This is a genomic window from Streptomyces sp. NPDC002754, assembly GCF_053592315.1.
Genome location: NZ_JBSFVM010000010.1, coordinates 90,007 through 105,713, shown reverse-complemented (window position 1 = coordinate 105,713; position 15,707 = coordinate 90,007). Strand labels below are relative to the sequence as shown.

At 70.1% G+C, this 15,707-nt stretch carries 16 protein-coding genes; 5 read left to right on the top strand and 11 right to left on the bottom strand.

The genetic code is table 11. The annotated features are described in order from the left end of the window. The first annotated feature begins 89 nt into the window (after positions 1-89). Together ACWD2L_RS21705 and ACWD2L_RS21700 are read left to right on the top strand one after the other, a co-directional pair. The gene (locus tag ACWD2L_RS21705) at positions 90-1,562 is read left to right on the top strand and encodes a zinc-dependent metalloprotease (RefSeq protein ID WP_351333572.1); all 1,473 of its coding nucleotides are present in this window, start codon (positions 90-92) and stop codon (positions 1,560-1,562) included. Next, a complete protein-coding gene (locus tag ACWD2L_RS21700; protein ID WP_351333569.1) occupies positions 1,559-2,083 on the top strand; it encodes an NUDIX hydrolase in 525 nt (174 codons plus the stop codon). The genes ACWD2L_RS21705 and ACWD2L_RS21700 overlap by 4 nt, the downstream gene beginning before the upstream one ends. A 54-nt stretch (positions 2,084-2,137) precedes the next feature. Here ACWD2L_RS21700 and ACWD2L_RS21695 read toward each other — a convergent pair whose 3' ends face one another. From ACWD2L_RS21695 to ACWD2L_RS21680, 4 genes are all read right to left on the bottom strand, one after another. Further along, positions 2,138-2,893: an AIM24 family protein gene (locus ACWD2L_RS21695; RefSeq protein ID WP_351333567.1), complete on the bottom strand. Its 756-nt coding sequence runs from the start codon at positions 2,891-2,893 to the stop codon at positions 2,138-2,140. A 17-nt stretch (positions 2,894-2,910) separates the two neighbouring features. Next, a complete protein-coding gene (locus ACWD2L_RS21690) occupies positions 2,911-3,591 on the bottom strand; it encodes an AIM24 family protein (RefSeq protein WP_351333564.1) in 681 nt (226 codons plus the stop codon). A gap of 11 nt (positions 3,592-3,602) precedes the next feature. After that, on the bottom strand, positions 3,603-5,300 hold the full coding sequence (locus ACWD2L_RS21685) for a TerD family protein (RefSeq protein ID WP_351333561.1): 1,698 nt from the start codon (positions 5,298-5,300) through the stop codon (positions 3,603-3,605). Positions 5,301-5,414: 114 nt separating this feature from the next. After that, complete coding sequence (locus ACWD2L_RS21680) at positions 5,415-6,011, bottom strand: M48 metallopeptidase family protein (RefSeq protein ID WP_351333559.1); 597 nt, start codon at positions 6,009-6,011, stop codon at positions 5,415-5,417. Between the two features lie 195 nt (positions 6,012-6,206). Between ACWD2L_RS21680 and ACWD2L_RS21675 the strand changes: the two genes are divergently transcribed. Together ACWD2L_RS21675 and ACWD2L_RS21670 are read left to right on the top strand one after the other, a co-directional pair. Then, complete coding sequence (locus ACWD2L_RS21675; protein ID WP_351333556.1) at positions 6,207-7,373, top strand: ThiF family adenylyltransferase; 1,167 nt, start codon at positions 6,207-6,209, stop codon at positions 7,371-7,373. 67 nt (positions 7,374-7,440) lie between these two features. After that, positions 7,441-8,805, top strand: coding sequence for an ABC1 kinase family protein (locus ACWD2L_RS21670; protein WP_351333554.1), 1,365 nt, complete (start codon positions 7,441-7,443; stop codon positions 8,803-8,805). On the opposite strand, the gene ACWD2L_RS21665 is transcribed toward ACWD2L_RS21670, so the two are convergent. The 5 genes from ACWD2L_RS21665 to ACWD2L_RS21645 form a co-directional block, all read right to left on the bottom strand. Next, the gene (locus ACWD2L_RS21665) at positions 8,806-9,009 is read right to left on the bottom strand and encodes a hypothetical protein (protein ID WP_351333551.1); all 204 of its coding nucleotides are present in this window, start codon (positions 9,007-9,009) and stop codon (positions 8,806-8,808) included. A 147-nt stretch (positions 9,010-9,156) separates the two neighbouring features. After that, a complete protein-coding gene (locus ACWD2L_RS21660) occupies positions 9,157-9,480 on the bottom strand; it encodes a hypothetical protein (RefSeq protein ID WP_351333548.1) in 324 nt (107 codons plus the stop codon). Next, positions 9,477-9,845: a WhiB family transcriptional regulator gene (locus ACWD2L_RS21655; protein WP_351333546.1), complete on the bottom strand. Its 369-nt coding sequence runs from the start codon at positions 9,843-9,845 to the stop codon at positions 9,477-9,479. The genes ACWD2L_RS21660 and ACWD2L_RS21655 overlap by 4 nt, the downstream gene beginning before the upstream one ends. Before the next feature lie 186 nt (positions 9,846-10,031). Beyond that, a complete protein-coding gene (locus ACWD2L_RS21650; protein ID WP_351333543.1) occupies positions 10,032-10,355 on the bottom strand; it encodes a hypothetical protein in 324 nt (107 codons plus the stop codon). Between the two features lie 163 nt (positions 10,356-10,518). Next, entirely contained in the window at positions 10,519-12,762 is a 2,244-nt protein-coding gene (locus ACWD2L_RS21645) for an ATP-dependent DNA helicase UvrD2 (RefSeq protein ID WP_351333541.1), read from the bottom strand. A 163-nt stretch (positions 12,763-12,925) separates the two neighbouring features. Between ACWD2L_RS21645 and ACWD2L_RS21640 the strand changes: the two genes are divergently transcribed. Beyond that, entirely contained in the window at positions 12,926-13,180 is a 255-nt protein-coding gene (locus ACWD2L_RS21640; protein ID WP_351333538.1) for a glutaredoxin domain-containing protein, read from the top strand. 75 nt (positions 13,181-13,255) lie between these two features. Here ACWD2L_RS21640 and nudC read toward each other — a convergent pair whose 3' ends face one another. Both nudC and ACWD2L_RS21630 read right to left on the bottom strand, forming a co-directional pair. Beyond that, entirely contained in the window at positions 13,256-14,215 is a 960-nt protein-coding gene (gene nudC / locus ACWD2L_RS21635; protein ID WP_351333536.1) for an NAD(+) diphosphatase, read from the bottom strand. Between the two features lie 74 nt (positions 14,216-14,289). Continuing rightward, positions 14,290-15,702, bottom strand: coding sequence for a dipeptidase (locus ACWD2L_RS21630; protein WP_351333533.1), 1,413 nt, complete (start codon positions 15,700-15,702; stop codon positions 14,290-14,292). Positions 15,703-15,707 lie beyond the last annotated feature (5 nt).

Sequence of the window (15,707 nt, the reverse complement as noted above, 5' to 3'; positions counted from 1 at the left end):
CGATCCGGTCATGGTGTCTACGCTGGGTGTGTAGTCGGGCAGTCGCCGCCGGGCCCAGAAACCGGCGGCCCAACCAGCCGAGGAATCCCGTGAGTGACACCCCATTCGGTTTCGGCCTTCCGCCGGAGGAGCCGGAAGACGGCGACGAGGGCAAGAAGAAGGACCAGCAGGGCGGTGGCGGTCAGGGACCGGCCGGCCCGTTCGGATTCGGGTTCCCGGGCCTGCCCGGCGCGGGCGGCCCGGGAGGCGAGGGCGGGGACAACCCGTTCGCAGCCATGTTCGGCTCGATGAATCCGAACGATCTGGGAGCGGCCTTCCAGCAGCTCGGTCAGATGCTCTCCTACGAGGGCGGGCCGGTGAACTGGGACATGGCCAAGGACATCGCCCGCCAGACCGTCTCGCAGGGCACACAGGACGGCGTCAAGGACGCCAGCGTGGGTCCCGCCGAGCGCACCGCGGTCGAGGAGGCCGTGCGCCTGGCCGACCTGTGGCTGGACGACGCGACGTCGCTGCCTTCGGGCGCGCACTCGGCAGTGGCCTGGAGCCGCGCCGAGTGGGTCGAGGCGACCCTCCCGGTGTGGAAGGAGCTCGTCGATCCGGTCGCCGAGCGCGTCGGCATGGCCATGGGCGATGTGCTGCCCGAGGAGATGCAGGCCATGGCGGGCCCGCTGATCGGCATGATGCGCTCCATGGGCGGCGCCATGTTCGGCCAGCAGATCGGGCAGGCCATCGGCGTGCTCGCGGGCGAGGTCGTCGGTTCCACGGACATCGGCCTGCCGCTGGCCCCGGCCGGCAAGGCCGCACTGCTGCCGCTGAACGTCGAGGCCTTCGGCAAGGACCTCGGGGTCACGCAGGAGGAGGTCCGCCTCTACCTGGCGCTGCGCGAGGCCGCTCACCAGCGGCTGTTCTCGCACGTGCCGTGGCTGCGCTCGCACCTGTTCGGTGCGGTCGAGGGGTACGCGCGCGGGATCAAGGTCGACACCTCGAAGCTGGAGGACGTGGTCGGCCAGTTCGACCCGCAGAACCCCGAGCAAATCCAGGAAGCACTCCAGCAGGGCATGTTCCAGCCGGAGGACTCCCCGGAGCAGAAGGCCGCTCTGGCTCGCCTGGAGACGGCTCTCGCGCTCGTCGAGGGCTGGGTCGACGCGGTGGTCCACGCGGCCGCGAAGCCGCGCCTGTCGTCCGCCGACGCGCTGCGCGAGACGCTGCGCCGCCGCCGTGCGACCGGTGGCCCGGCGGAGCAGACGTTCGCGACGCTGATCGGTCTGGAGCTGCGTCCGCGGCGCCTGCGTGACGCCTCGCGCCTGTGGGCCTCGCTCACGGACGCGCGCGGTGTGGACGGGCGGGACGGCCTGTGGGCGCACCCGGACATGCTGCCGACGGCGTCCGACCTGGACGATCCGGACGGCTTCGTGCACCGCGACGAGCAGCTGGACTTCTCCGAGATCGACAAGATGCTCGGCGAGGCGGCGAGCGGCGGCTCCACCGAGAAGCCTGACCTGAAGAAGGGCGAGGACGACAAGGGCGAAGGCGACCAGGGCGAGGGCGACTCCGACAAGTGAGCCTGTACGACGACACGGTCCTCGTGCTCAAGAGCTACGAGGACCAGCCAGAACTGCGCCAGGTCTACCTGGACCATCTGTCGGAGCACGGCGCCGAAGGCCTGTGGAAGCCCTGCATCGCAGGGCACATCACGGCGAGCGCGCTTGTCGTCGACCCCACGCGCGGGCGCGTGCTGCTCACACTCCACAAGAAGCTGCAGATGTGGCTTCAGATGGGGGGACACTGCGAGCAGGGCGACCCGACCCTGCGGGCCGCGGCCCTGCGCGAGGCGACGGAGGAGTCGGGCATCCCCGGCCTCACGTTCCTCGGGGGCGGGCCGGTCCGCCTGGACCGGCACCCGATTCCGGGGCCGTGCACCCAGCACCTGGACGTGCAGTACGCGGCGCTCGCCCCGGCGGACGCCACGGAAGCCATCAGCGACGAGTCCCTGGACCTGCGCTGGTTCCCGTACTCCGAGGTCGCAGAGGTCGCCGACACCTCTGTCGTCCGTCTGGTGGAAGCCACCCGAGCACGGCTCTAGAAGGACATGGGTAAGGGGCGGCCACCATGGTGGCCGCCCCTTACCCATACCTGCCTAGCTCCAGACGTTCCCCTGGTTCTGGCCGCGGGCGCCCTGCTGCCCCATCCCGTACTGCGCGGCGAGGCCTCCGCCGGTCGCCGCGTGCTGCGGCGGCAGCAGCTCGCTGGGCTGGACCAGCGCGTAACCGCTGCCCATGAAGCTGAGCTCCCAGCCCTCGCCGGTGTTGCCCCGACGCCGCCAGACGCCGGAGGAATGCGTCTGCGCCTGCATCTGCACCCGGAGCCCGGTGGACCAGGCGACGATGGCGTCCGCGTCGGCGTTGACGTACCGGTCGGGCGTGACCTGGAGCATCAGCGGCTGACCGGATGTCATCAGCGCGACCTTGCCGTGCCCCGTGATGTTGAGCTGATACTTGCCGGAGCCGGAGATGCCGAACTGGCTGTCCACGGCGACGACTTCGTGGTGCAGCGAGGAGTCCATCGCCAGCACGTAGCTGCTGTCGACGGTCAGGCCGTCCTGTTCGACATCCACGACGTGGATGTACTGGGCGAGGTTCGCCAGGTAGACGGTGCCCTGCCCGTGGCAGCGCATCAGGCTGAGACCCTCGCCGGTGTGCGCGCGGGCGCGCTGCTGTCCGGACGTCTGGTACTCGCCGTCGAACTCCATCAGCCCCTGGTAGGCGACCATCGCGCCCTTACGGGCGAGGATGTCGTCGTGACCTTCCAGGGCAACCCGCAGCATCTGCGGGTTCTGCACCGTGTAGCGCTCCTGGGTCTGCTGCTCGGTGTACGCGAAAAGCGGGCTCTGCATGGTGTTTTCGCTCCCCCTCAGCCCCGGGCTCGGAGGCGGTCGGTGCTGTCTTCACTGGGCTGTACGACGACGATGCCTTCCCCGGAGAAGCCCATCTGGTAGGCCTCGCCGCTGCCGCGCCCGATGAGCGAGCCGGCCCTGAAGCTGCGCTTGCCCTTCACCTTCAGGCTCGGCGACCAGGCGATGAGCGCGTCGGGGTCCACGTAGGTCTCGTCCTCGCCGCGGCCGCAGTCGACCACGATGGGGGTGCCACGGGAGGTCAGCGCGACGTGCCCCTGGCCGCCGACCGTGATGTTCCACAGGCCCTGACCAGTGAACTTGGCGAGGCCCTTGACGCGCTCGACGCCCCACTGGAGGTGCGCGTCGAAGGCCAGGAGGTTGGTGCCGTTGACGGAGATCGACTCGCCACCGAGGTTGATGACGACGACGTCGGCGCCGTAGTCGGCGAGGTAGAGCAGGCCGTCACCGGAGCACTTCATGAGAGGTGCGCCCTCGCCGGTGATCCAGTCACGGGCGATCTGACGGACGGCGGGCGGGTTGGGCTCGTACTGGACGAAGCCTTCGTAGGCGACCATCGAGCCCACGCGCGCGAAGAGGTCGTTTCCGGTCTGCATGGCGACCTTCAGCATGTTGCTGCCGTGGTTCTCCATGCGGGCGGCTACCGGGGTCGGGGCGAAGCCCGCGAGCGGTTGGTTCATGACGGGCTCCCTCAGACCTCGTACGGCTGGACGACGATGAAGTTGCCGGGAGCGCCCCGGAACTGCAGGTTGACGCCTTCGCCGCTGTCGCCCGGATAGGCGTTGCGGCGCATGCGCACCTGGTTGGAGACGATCGCCTGCGCGGCCGCGGACCAGGCCACGACGGCGTTGGAGTCGGCGAACGTGGTGGGCGTGACCGGCAGCACGACGGGCGTGCCGTGGGTCTTCACGACGACCGTTCCGGTGCCCTGGAACTGCATCACGAACAGGGCGCCTCCAGGGATGCCGTGCCCTTCGATCCTGCGCACTTCGTGCTGCAGGCTCTCGTCGAACGCGAGGACGTTCTCCGCGGAGACGCAGATCGCGTCGCCCTGGAGCTCGATGGGGTGCACGTGGGTGGCCTCTTCCGCGAAGAAGACCTGGCCGCGGCCGGTGCAGCGCATCAGCTGCATCTCCTGACCGGTGGCGTTGCCCACGATGCGGCCCGCGAACCCGGCGCCCTTGTAGCTGAACTCGACCTTGCCCTGGTAGAGCACCATGCTGCCCTGGCGGGCGAGGACGGGCTGGTCGCCGCCGGCCCCGAGGTCGACCCGGATCAGCTTCTTGTTCTGGAGCGTCCAGCGCTGCCCCGTGGGAGCCTCGCGGAACTTCTCCAGGGCTGCGGCCACGCCCGGCGCGGCTGCCTGCTGCGGGATGCCCTGCGGCGCCCCCTGCGGGGAGGGGGCGGCCGGGGGCTGGCCGAAGACGTGCTGGGCCGGAGGCGTCTGGGGCTGCTGACCGAAGCCCTGCGGAGCGGGCGGCGCCGGCGGTTGCTGGTCGTAGCCGGGAGGCAGTGATGCGCCGCCCTGGCCGGGGACCTGGCCGAACTGCGGCTGCTGCTGGCCGTACGGGTTCGGAGCGCTCGGCGCCGGGGGCGGCGGCGGGACCGTGCCGGGCGGCGTGGCGAGCGGCGCGGCGATGGTGGGCGCCGCGTGCACCGAAGGCGCGGGGGGCGGCGGGGGCGTGGGGGCCTGCGCCGGTGCGACGTTCTGCGGCATCGGCTCGGGCGCCGGGGCGGGCGGGGCAGGCGCGGGTGCTGGAGCAGGCGCTGCCGGGGCCGCGAAGGACGGCGGCGCGGTGGCCTGGGCGGGAGGCGCGAAGCTTGGTGCCGCGGACTGCTGTGGCGCGGCGGCGGGCTCCTCCTCTGCGACCTCACCACCGAAGTTCTTCAGCAGCGCGTCCAGGCCCCCGTCGAAGCCCTGCCCGACGGCGGCGAACCGCCACACGTCCTTCAGATAGAAATCGCCGAGCATTACGGCACGCTCGGTGGAGAACTCACCACCTTGGAAGGAATACCGCGCGACTTCCTCACCACCGGCGACGATCCGGATGTACCCGGGAGCGACCTGCGACATCTGCCCCGCACCGTCGATGGTCGCGGTGAAAGAAAGCTTCTGGATGTTCGCGGGGATCTGCTCGAGTGTGACGCGGAAGGACTCCGTGTCACCGGCCTGCGCGCCGAGCAGCTGGACGGATTCCTCGGGCGTTTTCGGCTGGTTGAAGAAGACGAAGTACCGGTCGTCGGACAACCGCTCCTCGGCGTCGAGGCCGAAGCAGCTGATGTCGAAGCTCAGTCCGGGGCCGGTGATCTGTACACCCACGTACAGATCCGTGCCTGCGGTGAGGTCACTGATCTTGGCCTTGTGGCCGCGTTGGAATTCCCTGGCCATGCGTAACGACCGTCCCCCATCCCGATGGTGATTGCGTCGCGCCAGGCTATCCGCAAAGACCGACAGCGGGAGATGTCGGTACACCCCTGGTACAGAACTCGCGTTGAGGGGTGATCAGTCGCCGCGCGCGGGGGGCAGATGCGGGAGCCGGTCGGCCGCGACCACTCCTTCGAGGTACCCGCGCGCCCGCTCCGTGCGCGGGTACGCGTCCAGGAGACTCCAGAACCGCGGTCCGTGACCGGGGACCAGCAGGTGCGCGAGTTCATGGATGAGTACGTAGTCGACGACGTACTCGGGCATGCCCTGCAGTCGGTGGGAGAGCCGGATGCTGCCTTCCGCCGGAGTGCACGAACCCCACCGGGTGTTCTGGTTCGTGACCCACCGCACCGAAGCGGGGCGGGCCTTCCCCTCGAGGTACTGGTCCGACAGACGCTCGGCGCGGTCCGCCAGCTCGGTGTCGCCGAGCACCCGCTTGCTCTCCTGCGCGGCGAGCTTGTCGAGCATGACGCCCACCCAACGCTTCTCCTCGGCCTCCGACATGCGCGCCGGGATGAGCACCACGGTGCGATCGCCCTCGCGATACGCGGAGACAGTCCTGCGACGCCGGGAGCTTCTGCGCACCTCGACCGCGCTCGCCCCCAGGCCGCCTGAGGGCGGGCTGGTCATGCTGCGCTGCGTGTTCGTGGCACGGTGCAGTGGGTCGGCGGACACGCCCCGACGTTACCCGCTGGAGCGGGCGGAAGTCCCGCCTCCGGAAGTCTTCGGTGCGGCCCCGCAACCCGCCCCTCGATTAGTACGACTATCACCCACAGCCTGTGGACAACTTTCCGCACGGCTCCGGCCGTGCGGGCATGCTGGCGGTCGATCGACGGGAACGACACCGTCGGCACAGTACGGGGGACAGTCATGCATCCGATCCTGAAGCCGGCCCTGCGGCGCGGCTGGCACGACCTGAGCACGGTGCAGTTCGGGCTCACACCGGCGCACGCGGTGGTACTCGGCCCGGTCGACACGGCCACCGGCAGCTTTCTGACACTGCTCGACGGCACCCGCGGGGTCCCGCTCCTGCGCGAAGAGGCCCAGAAGATGGGCCTTCCGGACGGTCATGTGGACGCGCTCCTGGAGCGGCTGAGCGGAGCGGGACTCCTCGACGACGCGACCGGCGGCGGCAGAACCGGCGCTGAACTGCGCAAACAGAAGCGCGCAATGGATCGGCTCCGCCCCGACCACGCCGCCTTGACAGTCACGACATCGGAACCGGCCGAAGCGATAATGAAGTTGACTGCCCGGCGCGCGATGCGGGTCCAGGTGAGAGGCGTCGGGCGGGTGGGCGCGGTCATCGCCTCGGTGCTCGCCTCCGCGGGTGTCGGCCATGTCGACGTGCGGGACGGCGGGTGCGTCGAGCCTTGGGACGTGGCACCGGGCGGGCATCCGATGGAGGCGACGGGCGAGCGCAGGGACGTGTCCGCACGCCGGGTGGTGCGTTCGATGGCACCGGCCAGACCTCCGCGCCCCGATCGGCGCAGGTCGGCCCCCGAGCGCCTTGCGGAGCCGGATCCCGAAGAGCCCCCGCTCTCCCTCGTGATCATTGCTCCGCGTGACGGACTCGCGGTCCACTCCCCGGACCCGGCCGCGGTCGAGGACCTGCTGGAGACCGGCATTCCACACCTGTATGCGGGCGTCGTCGAGGCCACCGGAGTGGTCGGGCCGCTGGTACTGCCCGGCGGGACGGGCTGCGCGCACTGCCTGCTCCTCGGGCGCACGGACCGTGATCCGACCTGGCCCCGGCTGCTCGTCCAGTGGAGTTCGGGGCCGACCGGCCGTCAGGTGCAGGCCTGTGACCTCGGCCTTGCCACCGCTGTCGCGGGCCTCGCGGCGGCCCATGGACTGGCCTTCCTCGACGGGGAGTTGCCGTCGAGCACAGGGGCACGCTGGGAGGCTGCCGCGCCGGGCCTGGACTGGCACGCCCGACCGGTGTGGCCACATCCGCAGTGCCCATGCGGTGCGGGTGAGAGAGGTAACGGGCAGGAGGTCTCCGTGGACCCCGTGCCGCACGACACAATGGCGGGGTAGGCAATGGCTGTCGGCACCACGGCACCCGGGCATGCACGGCATGACTGTTCGGCACTTGGAGGGGTGTATGTCTGATCTTCCCCGGAAGGCGGTTACCCGTACCGCCAAGCTGGCAGCGCTGCCGATCGGCTTCGCGGGGCGCGCGACCTGGGGCATCGGCAGACGCATCGGTGGTAAGTCCGCCGAGCTGGTCGGGCGGGAACTGCAGCAGCGCACGGCGGAGCAGCTGTTCAAGGTGCTCGGTGAGCTCAAGGGTGGGGCCATGAAGGTCGGGCAGGCGCTGTCCGTCTTCGAGTCCGCGCTTCCGGAGGACGTCGCCGGCCCGTACCGGGCCGCCCTGACCAAGCTCCAGGAAGCCGCACCTCCGATGCCTACCCGGACCGTGCACGCGGTTCTCGGTGAGCGGCTCGGCGAGCAATGGCGCGAACTGTTCATCGAGTTCGAGGACAAGCCCTCGGCCGCCGCGTCGATCGGACAGGTGCATCGCGCTGTGTGGCACGACGGGCGCGAGGTCGCCGTGAAGGTGCAGTACCCGGGCGCGGGTGAGGCACTGCTGTCGGACCTCGGACAACTGAGCCGCTTCGCACGCTTGTTGGGCCCGCTGGTCCCGGGCATGGACATCAAGCCACTCATCGCCGAGCTGCGCGACCGGGTCTCCGAGGAGCTGGACTACGCGCTGGAGGCGCAGGCCCAGGAGACGCACGCGGAAGAGTTCGACGACGACGCCGATGTCGTGGTGCCGCACGTGGTGCACCAGTGCGATCAGGTGCTGGTGACGGAGTGGATCGACGGGACACCGCTCGCCGAGATCATCGACAAGGGCAGTGCGGACGAGCGCGACCGCGCGGGTCAGCTACTGGCCCACTTCCTGTTCTCGGGGCCCGCGCGCACAGGCCTGCTGCACGCGGATCCCCACCCGGGCAATTTCCGGCTGCTGCCGGACGAGAAGGGAGGCTGGCGCCTCGGAGTCCTCGACTTCGGCACGGTCGACCGACTGCCCGGCGGCCTGCCCGAGCCGATCGGCGCCTCTCTGCGCAGGACGCTCGACGGCGAGGCGGAGGCGGTCTACGAGCTGCTCTGCGAGGAGGGCTTCGTCAAGGAGTCGATCGCGCTCGAACCGGACGCGGTGCTCGACTACTTGCTGCCGATCATCGAGCCGGCCCGCGTCGAGGCCTTCACGTTCACCCGCTCCTGGATGCGCAATCAGGCGGCCCGGATAGCCGATCCCCGCTCCCCCGCCCATCAGCTGGGCAAGCAGCTCAACCTGCCGCCGTCGTACCTGCTGATACATCGGGTGACGCTCAGCACGATCGGGGTGCTGTGCCAGCTCGGGGCCACCGTGCGGCTGCGGGACGAACTGGAGGCCTGGGTGCCGGGCTTTGCCGCCGGGGATGCGGCGGACGTCGAGGACTGGCCGGCGGCGGAGGCCTGATCACCACCAGTCGGAGTCGAGCCGTCCCTCGATGGCCCTGATGTTCTCGCGGGCGCATCCGTCGCAGAAGTACCGCCGGGTGCCGCCCTCGACGGAACACGTCCAGGTCAACGGCAGTTCCGGGACTGTCATGCCGCACCGCGCGCACGCGAGGGCCTGGTGGTCGGGCTGTGTCGCGGAGTCCCCGCCAGGAAGAGACGTCACCCGGCGACGATAACTCGATGAGCCGATGAATGCCGGGCGCCACACGCCTTGGGGGCCGGTCCGAAGCGGACCGGCCCCCAAGGAAGCAGCCGCACGCAGCGGCGTATATCGACGAGCCCCGTCGACGGTTCGGTTACTGCATGACGGTTACTGCATGACGGCCATGGCGAGCGCACGCCGGGCGCGCAGCGACGCGCGCTCGGCACGGCGCTGCATCCGGCGGGCGGTGGCCAGGCGCATGGCCCGGCGTTCGCTCTCGGCCTCCCGCAGCTGCTCGTGCATATGCGCACGAGCCAGGGCTTCTGGGATGAGTTGCATCTGATGGGTCCTGTTCTGGCGCGACTCGTTCGCGCCGGCGGTGGTGAAGTCTGGGATCGCGGAACCTGCGGGCTCGCTCGGGGACGTCTTCATCGGGGCCTGCTTCTTGGGGTCGTGCGTCAGAGGGCGGTCGATCGTTCCGGGGGTGTTCATGCCACGACCGGGTTCTTGCGCGGGCGGCCACGCGGCCGCTTCCGGGCGACGACAACGCCCTGGACGAACAGCTCGCCACCCCAGACGCCCCAGGGCTCACGCCGCTCCTTGGCGCCGGCGAGGCAGGCCTCCATCAGCGGGCAGGTACGGCAGAGGGACTTGGCGTACTCGACATCCGCCGGCGACTCCGCGAAGAAGAACTCGGGGTCGTAGGCGCGGCAGGGGACGGGCACGTCGAGGTTCTCGATGGCGTCATCGAGCGCGGTGAGCGCGGTCAGCGGGTTCAAGGTGGAGTCCTCCGTGGACACGGGCTGGGAAAGAGGGTCTGAAGGCGGTACGGACGGGGCGTGCGCTTCGAGTTGCACGGTGTCTTCTTCCTCGTCTGGTCGTCCGGCCGGTGGGCCGGGTGGCGGTGGTACCGGGTTCTTTTCTTGTCCCGAGGCCCCTTCGCTCTGGTTCCTCGGAAGATCGCTGGGTCTTCCGGGAAAACAGAAGGGCCGCGGATCCCGGGTGGGGTTCCGCGGCCCTGAAGGCGCCGGCCTGATCGTTGATCAGGCTGGATCGCTCCAGGGGTCAGGCCCACGGAAGGCCCACATCGTGTGGTGCTGCTTCGTCTGCTTCCGGAATCCGGCACCGGCCGCTGCAAAGGCATAGGCCTGAGCCTGTGCCGTCGCTACTGCTTCCGGTGCCTTGGTCGGTCGCTCATTGCGCTCGCGAATGGGAAGACCCGCGAGGGACATGCCGGACTCCGGACGCGTGGCGGAGACGCCAGACAGGCCGGTGCCCAGGTTCGAGAAGCCGAGCAGGCAGGAAGCGACGACCGAGCGATCGGTCATTTTGACGGTGCTGATGGAGCTGGCGTTGATGCTGATCACTGGAATCGCCTCCTCTCGGCGTATCGGGGACCGGTGCGAACCGGTCCGACGGCATTCAAGTACAACACGGAACCAGGGCCTCCGAGAAGGCCGCTGTTTTCGTGCTTATGAACCTATGGGGATTGTCGGGGCATGCGCAAACTATTTTTTCGACGAGTTTGCATCAGGCGTCCCCCGCCTCCCCGTCGGGCTGATCACCAATCGTCTGACCTGCACAAATGGCGAGAACATCGGATCCGTACGTCCGAAACTTCCGGCGGCCGACACCCGGGATGCGGGACAGTTCGGCCGCGTCCTCGGGGGCGGTCTCGGCGATGGCGATCAAGGTCTTGTCGGTGAAGACGCAGAACGCGGGCTGACCGAGGCCCGCCGCCGTGCGACCGCGCCACTCGATCAGTCGCTCGTACAGCCCCTCGTCCATGTCCGACGGGCAGTCCTCACAGCGCATCAGCTTCATCTCTGCGGCTTCGAGGGTGCGCCCGCACACATGGCACCGGGCCACCTTCCTGTCGCCCCTGCGGGGTGTGGGGCCGAGCGGCTCGCGGGTGCCCGCACGGGTGCCGAACTCGATGCCTCCACGCCCCGCACTCGCGCCGCGCCCCGCCGATCCCGTCGACCCCGGCCGCAGCCCGTCGAGGAACCGGCTCGGCCTGCGGTTCGGGCGGCCGCCCGGCGAGCGGGACAGCGCCCAGGAAAGACCGAGATGGCGACGCGCGCGGGTCACGCCGACGTACAGGAGCCGCCGCTCCTCCTCGATCTGCGCGTCGGTCTTGGCGTAGGTGATCGGCATCATGCCCTCCGCGAGGCCGACCAGGAACACCGCGTCCCACTCGAGGCCCTTCGCCGCGTGCAGCGAGGCGAGGGTGACGCCTTCCACGGTCGGGGCGTGCTGTGCGCTCGCCCGCGCGTCGAGTTCCGCCACGAACGCGCTCAGCGTCGCGGTGGGCTCGGCTCTCGCGAAGTCCCCCGCGAGCCGGGCGATGGCGGCGAGCGACTCCCAGCGGTCGCGTACGGCCCCCGAACCCGCCGGCGGCTCGGTGGTCCAGCCCGCGCCGGACAGCACGGCTCTGACCTGGGAAGGCAGATCGACGGCCTCGTCGAGCCCCGCGTCGTTGTCACCGAAGCGGGCCGCCGCTCGCAGCTCATGGTGTGCCTTGCGCACCTCGGCCCGCTCGAAGAAGCGCTCGGCGCCACGCAGCTGGTAGGGCACGCCCGCGTCGGCGAGTGCCTGTTCGTAGATCTCCGACTGCCCGTTCGTCCGGAACAGGATCGCGACCTCGCCGGCCGACACCCCGGAGTCGATCAGCTCCCGGATGCGGCCCGCGGCGCCTTCGGCCTCGGCGGGCTCGTCGGCGTACTCGACGTAGGCCGGCTCGGGGCCCGCCTCGCGCTGCGAGATCAGTTCCAGGCGGTGCTCGGCGGCGCGACCGCTCGCTCGGGTCAGCACCCCGTTGGCAAGGTGCACGACCTGGGGCGTGGAGCGGTAGTCGCGGACCAGCTTGACGACGGTGGCACTGGGGTGGCGCGTGCGGAAGCCCAGCAGGTGGTCAGGGGTGGCCCCGGTGAAGGAGTAGATCGTCTGGCTGGCGTCCCCGACGACGCAGAGGCTGTCGCGCTCGCCGAGCCACAGGTCGAGCAGGCGCTGCTGGAGCGGGCTGACGTCCTGGTACTCGTCGACGACGAAGTGCTGGTACTGGGCGCGGACCTGCTCGGCGATGTCCTGCCGGTCCTGAAGGATGCCCACGGTGAGCAGCAGGACGTCCTCGAAGTCGATGACGGAGCGGTCCCGCTTGAGGGTTTCGTACGCGGAGTAGATCTGGGCGATCTCCGCGGGCTGCCGGGGCGCTTCACGTCCCGCCTTGTGCACCGCCGCGGCGTAGTCACCGGGGACGGTCTGTGTGACCTTGCACCACTCGATCTCCGCGGTCACGTCGCGCAGCTCACCGCGGTCCAGGCGCAGGCGCGAGGCGGCCGCGGCGTCGGCGACCAGCTGGATCTTGCGGTCGACGATCCGGGGCAGCTCGCCGCCGACCGCCTTGGGCCAGAAGAACTGGAGCTGGCGCAGGGCGGCGGAGTGGAAGGTGCGGGCCTGCACCCCTTCGGCGCCGAGCTGCCTGAGCCGGCCGCGCATCTCACCGGCGGCACGGTTGGTGAAGGTGACGGCGAGGACGGTATTGGGCTGGAGGATCCCCGCGTGGATGCCGTATGCGATGCGATGGGTAATCGCTCGTGTCTTGCCCGTGCCCGCGCCCGCGAGCACACACACCGGACCGTGCAGGGCCGTCGCCACGGCGCGCTGCTCGGGGTCGAGCCCCTCGAGCACCGCGTCGGCGCCGCTCGGCGGAGCCGAGTACTGGGCGCGGTCGGGGTCCTGCGGGAACAGGGTGGAGTGCGTTGCTGCTGTCACCCCGCCATGCTGCCAGGTCCGCGGGGACGGATGCGTCGCGTTGTCCACAGGTACCGACCGTTAGTCGTACCAATGCGTTCGACGTGCGGGAATGGTCGCCGCTCCGCGTACGTTCGACTCATTGCGAACACGCACCCCCCAGCCACCGAAGGAGCACGAGGAAATGCCGGGCACTGTGACGATGTACAGCACCACGTGGTGCGGCTACTGCCAGCGGCTGAAGAAGCAGATGGACCGTGAGGGCATCGGGTACAACGAGGTCAACATCGAGCACGACCCGGATTCCGCGGCCTTCGTCCAGAAGGCGAACGGCGGGAACCAGACGGTCCCCACGCTCCTCGTGGTGTCCGACAGCGGCACCGAGTCGGTCATGACGAACCCCTCGCTGGCCCAGGTCAAGCAGGCCATGGCCGCCTGAGCCGCCCGGATCTGAGCGAAAGGCCCCCGCCCGAACCCGGGTACGGGGGCTTTCCGCTGTCCACGACCGGAGCACTCACAGTGCGTCGCTGGGCTTCGGCAGGGGCTTGCCGTACCACAGCTCGATCAGCCGGGCCGCGATCGAGATCCCGTAGGGAGGCATGACCTCACCGGAGTCGAAGGCGGTCCGCAGGTCCTCGCGGGAGAACCAGCGCGCCTCGTGAATCTCGTCACCGTCCACGTTGATCTCGAAGGACGTGGCGTGCGCCATGAAGCCGAGCATCAGGCTGGACGGGAACGGCCAGGGCTGGCTGGCGACGTACTCGACGTCACCGACGACGACACCCGCCTCCTCGAAGACCTCGCGCCGCACCGACTGTTCGATGGACTCGCCGGGCTCGACGAAACCGGCGAGTGTCGAGAAACGCCCTTCGGGCCAGTGCACCTGGCGGCCGAGCAGGATGCGGTCCTGATCGTCCGTGACGGCCATGATCACGGCCGGGTCGGTGCGCGGGTAGTGCTCGGCTCCGCAGGCCTGGCAGCGGCGGATGTGGCCCGCGGCGGCGATGACGGTGCGCTCGCCGCAGCGGGAGCAGAAACGGTGCAGGCGCTGCCAGTTCTCCAGGGCGACGGCGTGCACCATGAGGCCCGCGTCCCGCTGCGAGAGGAGCATCCCCGCCTCGCGCAGTCCGGCCGGGCGGGCGGACTGGTCCATGCGTCCGGGAAGCGTGTCCTTCTGGAGCGCGAAGTAGCTCACGCCGTCCTCGTCGGTGCCCAGGAAGTAGCGATGCGCCTCCGTGAGAGGCGCTTCAAAGGCCGGGGTCATGACCAGTTCCGTCGTGCCGTCCGAGGTCTCGTCGATGAGCGCCTGACCACCCGAGACCACGAAGACGCGGGTCGTGGGGTGGCTCCACGCGGCGGCGAGCCACGCCTCGTCGAGACGGTGGTGGGCAGCGCGGTCGATTCCGCTCGGCGCGGAGAGCGAGAGGGGTCGCGTTGCGGCGAGGTCGGCGGTTCGGTCGGTCCAGGTGGTCACGAGTGCTTCCAACTCCCCCGGTGGATTGGGTGGTTCGGCGGGCGGTTCGGCGAGGTGGGTGCGCGGGGCCTCAATCAGTGTGCATCTGCCCAGCTCTCCGCGAGATCGCCCCACAGGTGGGCGGTTGTTTCGACACCCTTCATAAGGAGGTCGAGTTCGACCTTCTCGTTGGGGGCGTGCCAGCCGTCGGAGGGCACGGAGATGCCCAGGAAGAGCACCGGGGCGTCGAGGACGTCCTGGAGGTCGGCCGCGGGACCCGAGCCACCCTCTCGGGTGAAGCGGATCTTCTTCTCGAAGGCCATTCCCATGGCGCGTACGACGGACTTCAACGCCGGGTGGTCGAGGGGTGTGAGGCAGGGGCGGGTGGCGGCCCCGAACGTGATCGTGTGGCGAATCCCCGCGGGCAGTTGCTCGGCGACCCAGTCGGTGACGGCCTTCTCGATGTGGTCCGGGTCCTGCCCGGCGACCAGCCGGAAGGAGAGCTTGAGCATCGCGGAGGACGGCACGATCGTCTTGCCGCCGGGGCCCTGATAGCCACCGCCGATGCCGTTGACCTCGGCGGTGGGGCGGGCCCAGATGCGCTCCAGGGTGCTGTGCCCGGCCTCTCCGTAGGCGGCCCGGGACTTCGCCGTGCGCAGCCACTGCTCCTCGTCGAACGGGAGCTCCGCGAACAGCTCGCGCTCCCGGTCGGTGAGTTCCACGATGCCGTCGTAGAAGCCGGGGACGGCCACGCGCGCGTGCTCGTCGTGCAGCGCGGACACGAGGCGGGCGGCCGCGGTCGCCGGGTTCGGGACGGCGCCGCCGAACGAACCGGAGTGGATGTCCTGGTCGGGGCCGTACAGCTCGATCTCGCAGTCGGCGAGGCCGCGCATGCCGGTGCACACCGTGGGGGTGTCCTCGGACCACATACCGGTGTCGGAGACGATCACGGCGTCCGCCGCCAGGCGCTCCTTGCGCTCTTCCACGAGGGCACGGAAGTGCGGGGAGCCCGATTCCTCCTCGCCTTCGATGAGGAACTTGAGGTTGACCGCGGGTGCGGTGCGGCCGGTCGCGGTCAGGTGGGCACGCACGCCAAGGGTGTGGAAGAACACCTGTCCCTTGTCGTCGGCCGCCCCGCGCGCGTGGAGGCGGTTTCCGACGACGACCGGCTCGAAGGGGTCGGTCTCCCAGCCGTCCTCGCGCGCCGCGGGCTGCACGTCGTGATGCCCGTAGACGAGGATCGTGGGGGCCCCGGGGTCGCCCGAGGGCCACTCGGCGAACACGGCGGGGGCGCCGGGCGTCTCCCACACCTCCGATGTCGGGAAGCCCGTCCCGGCAAGTTTCGCGGCAAGCCAGTCGGCGCTGCGCCGCACGTCCGGTGCGTGGTCGGGCTGGGCGGACACGGAGGGGATCCGCAGCCAGGCGGCGAGGTCGTCGAGGAACGCCTCGCGGTGGTTCTCGACATACGCACGGACTGTGCTGACGGCAGTGTCAACGGGCTTGCTCATGGTCA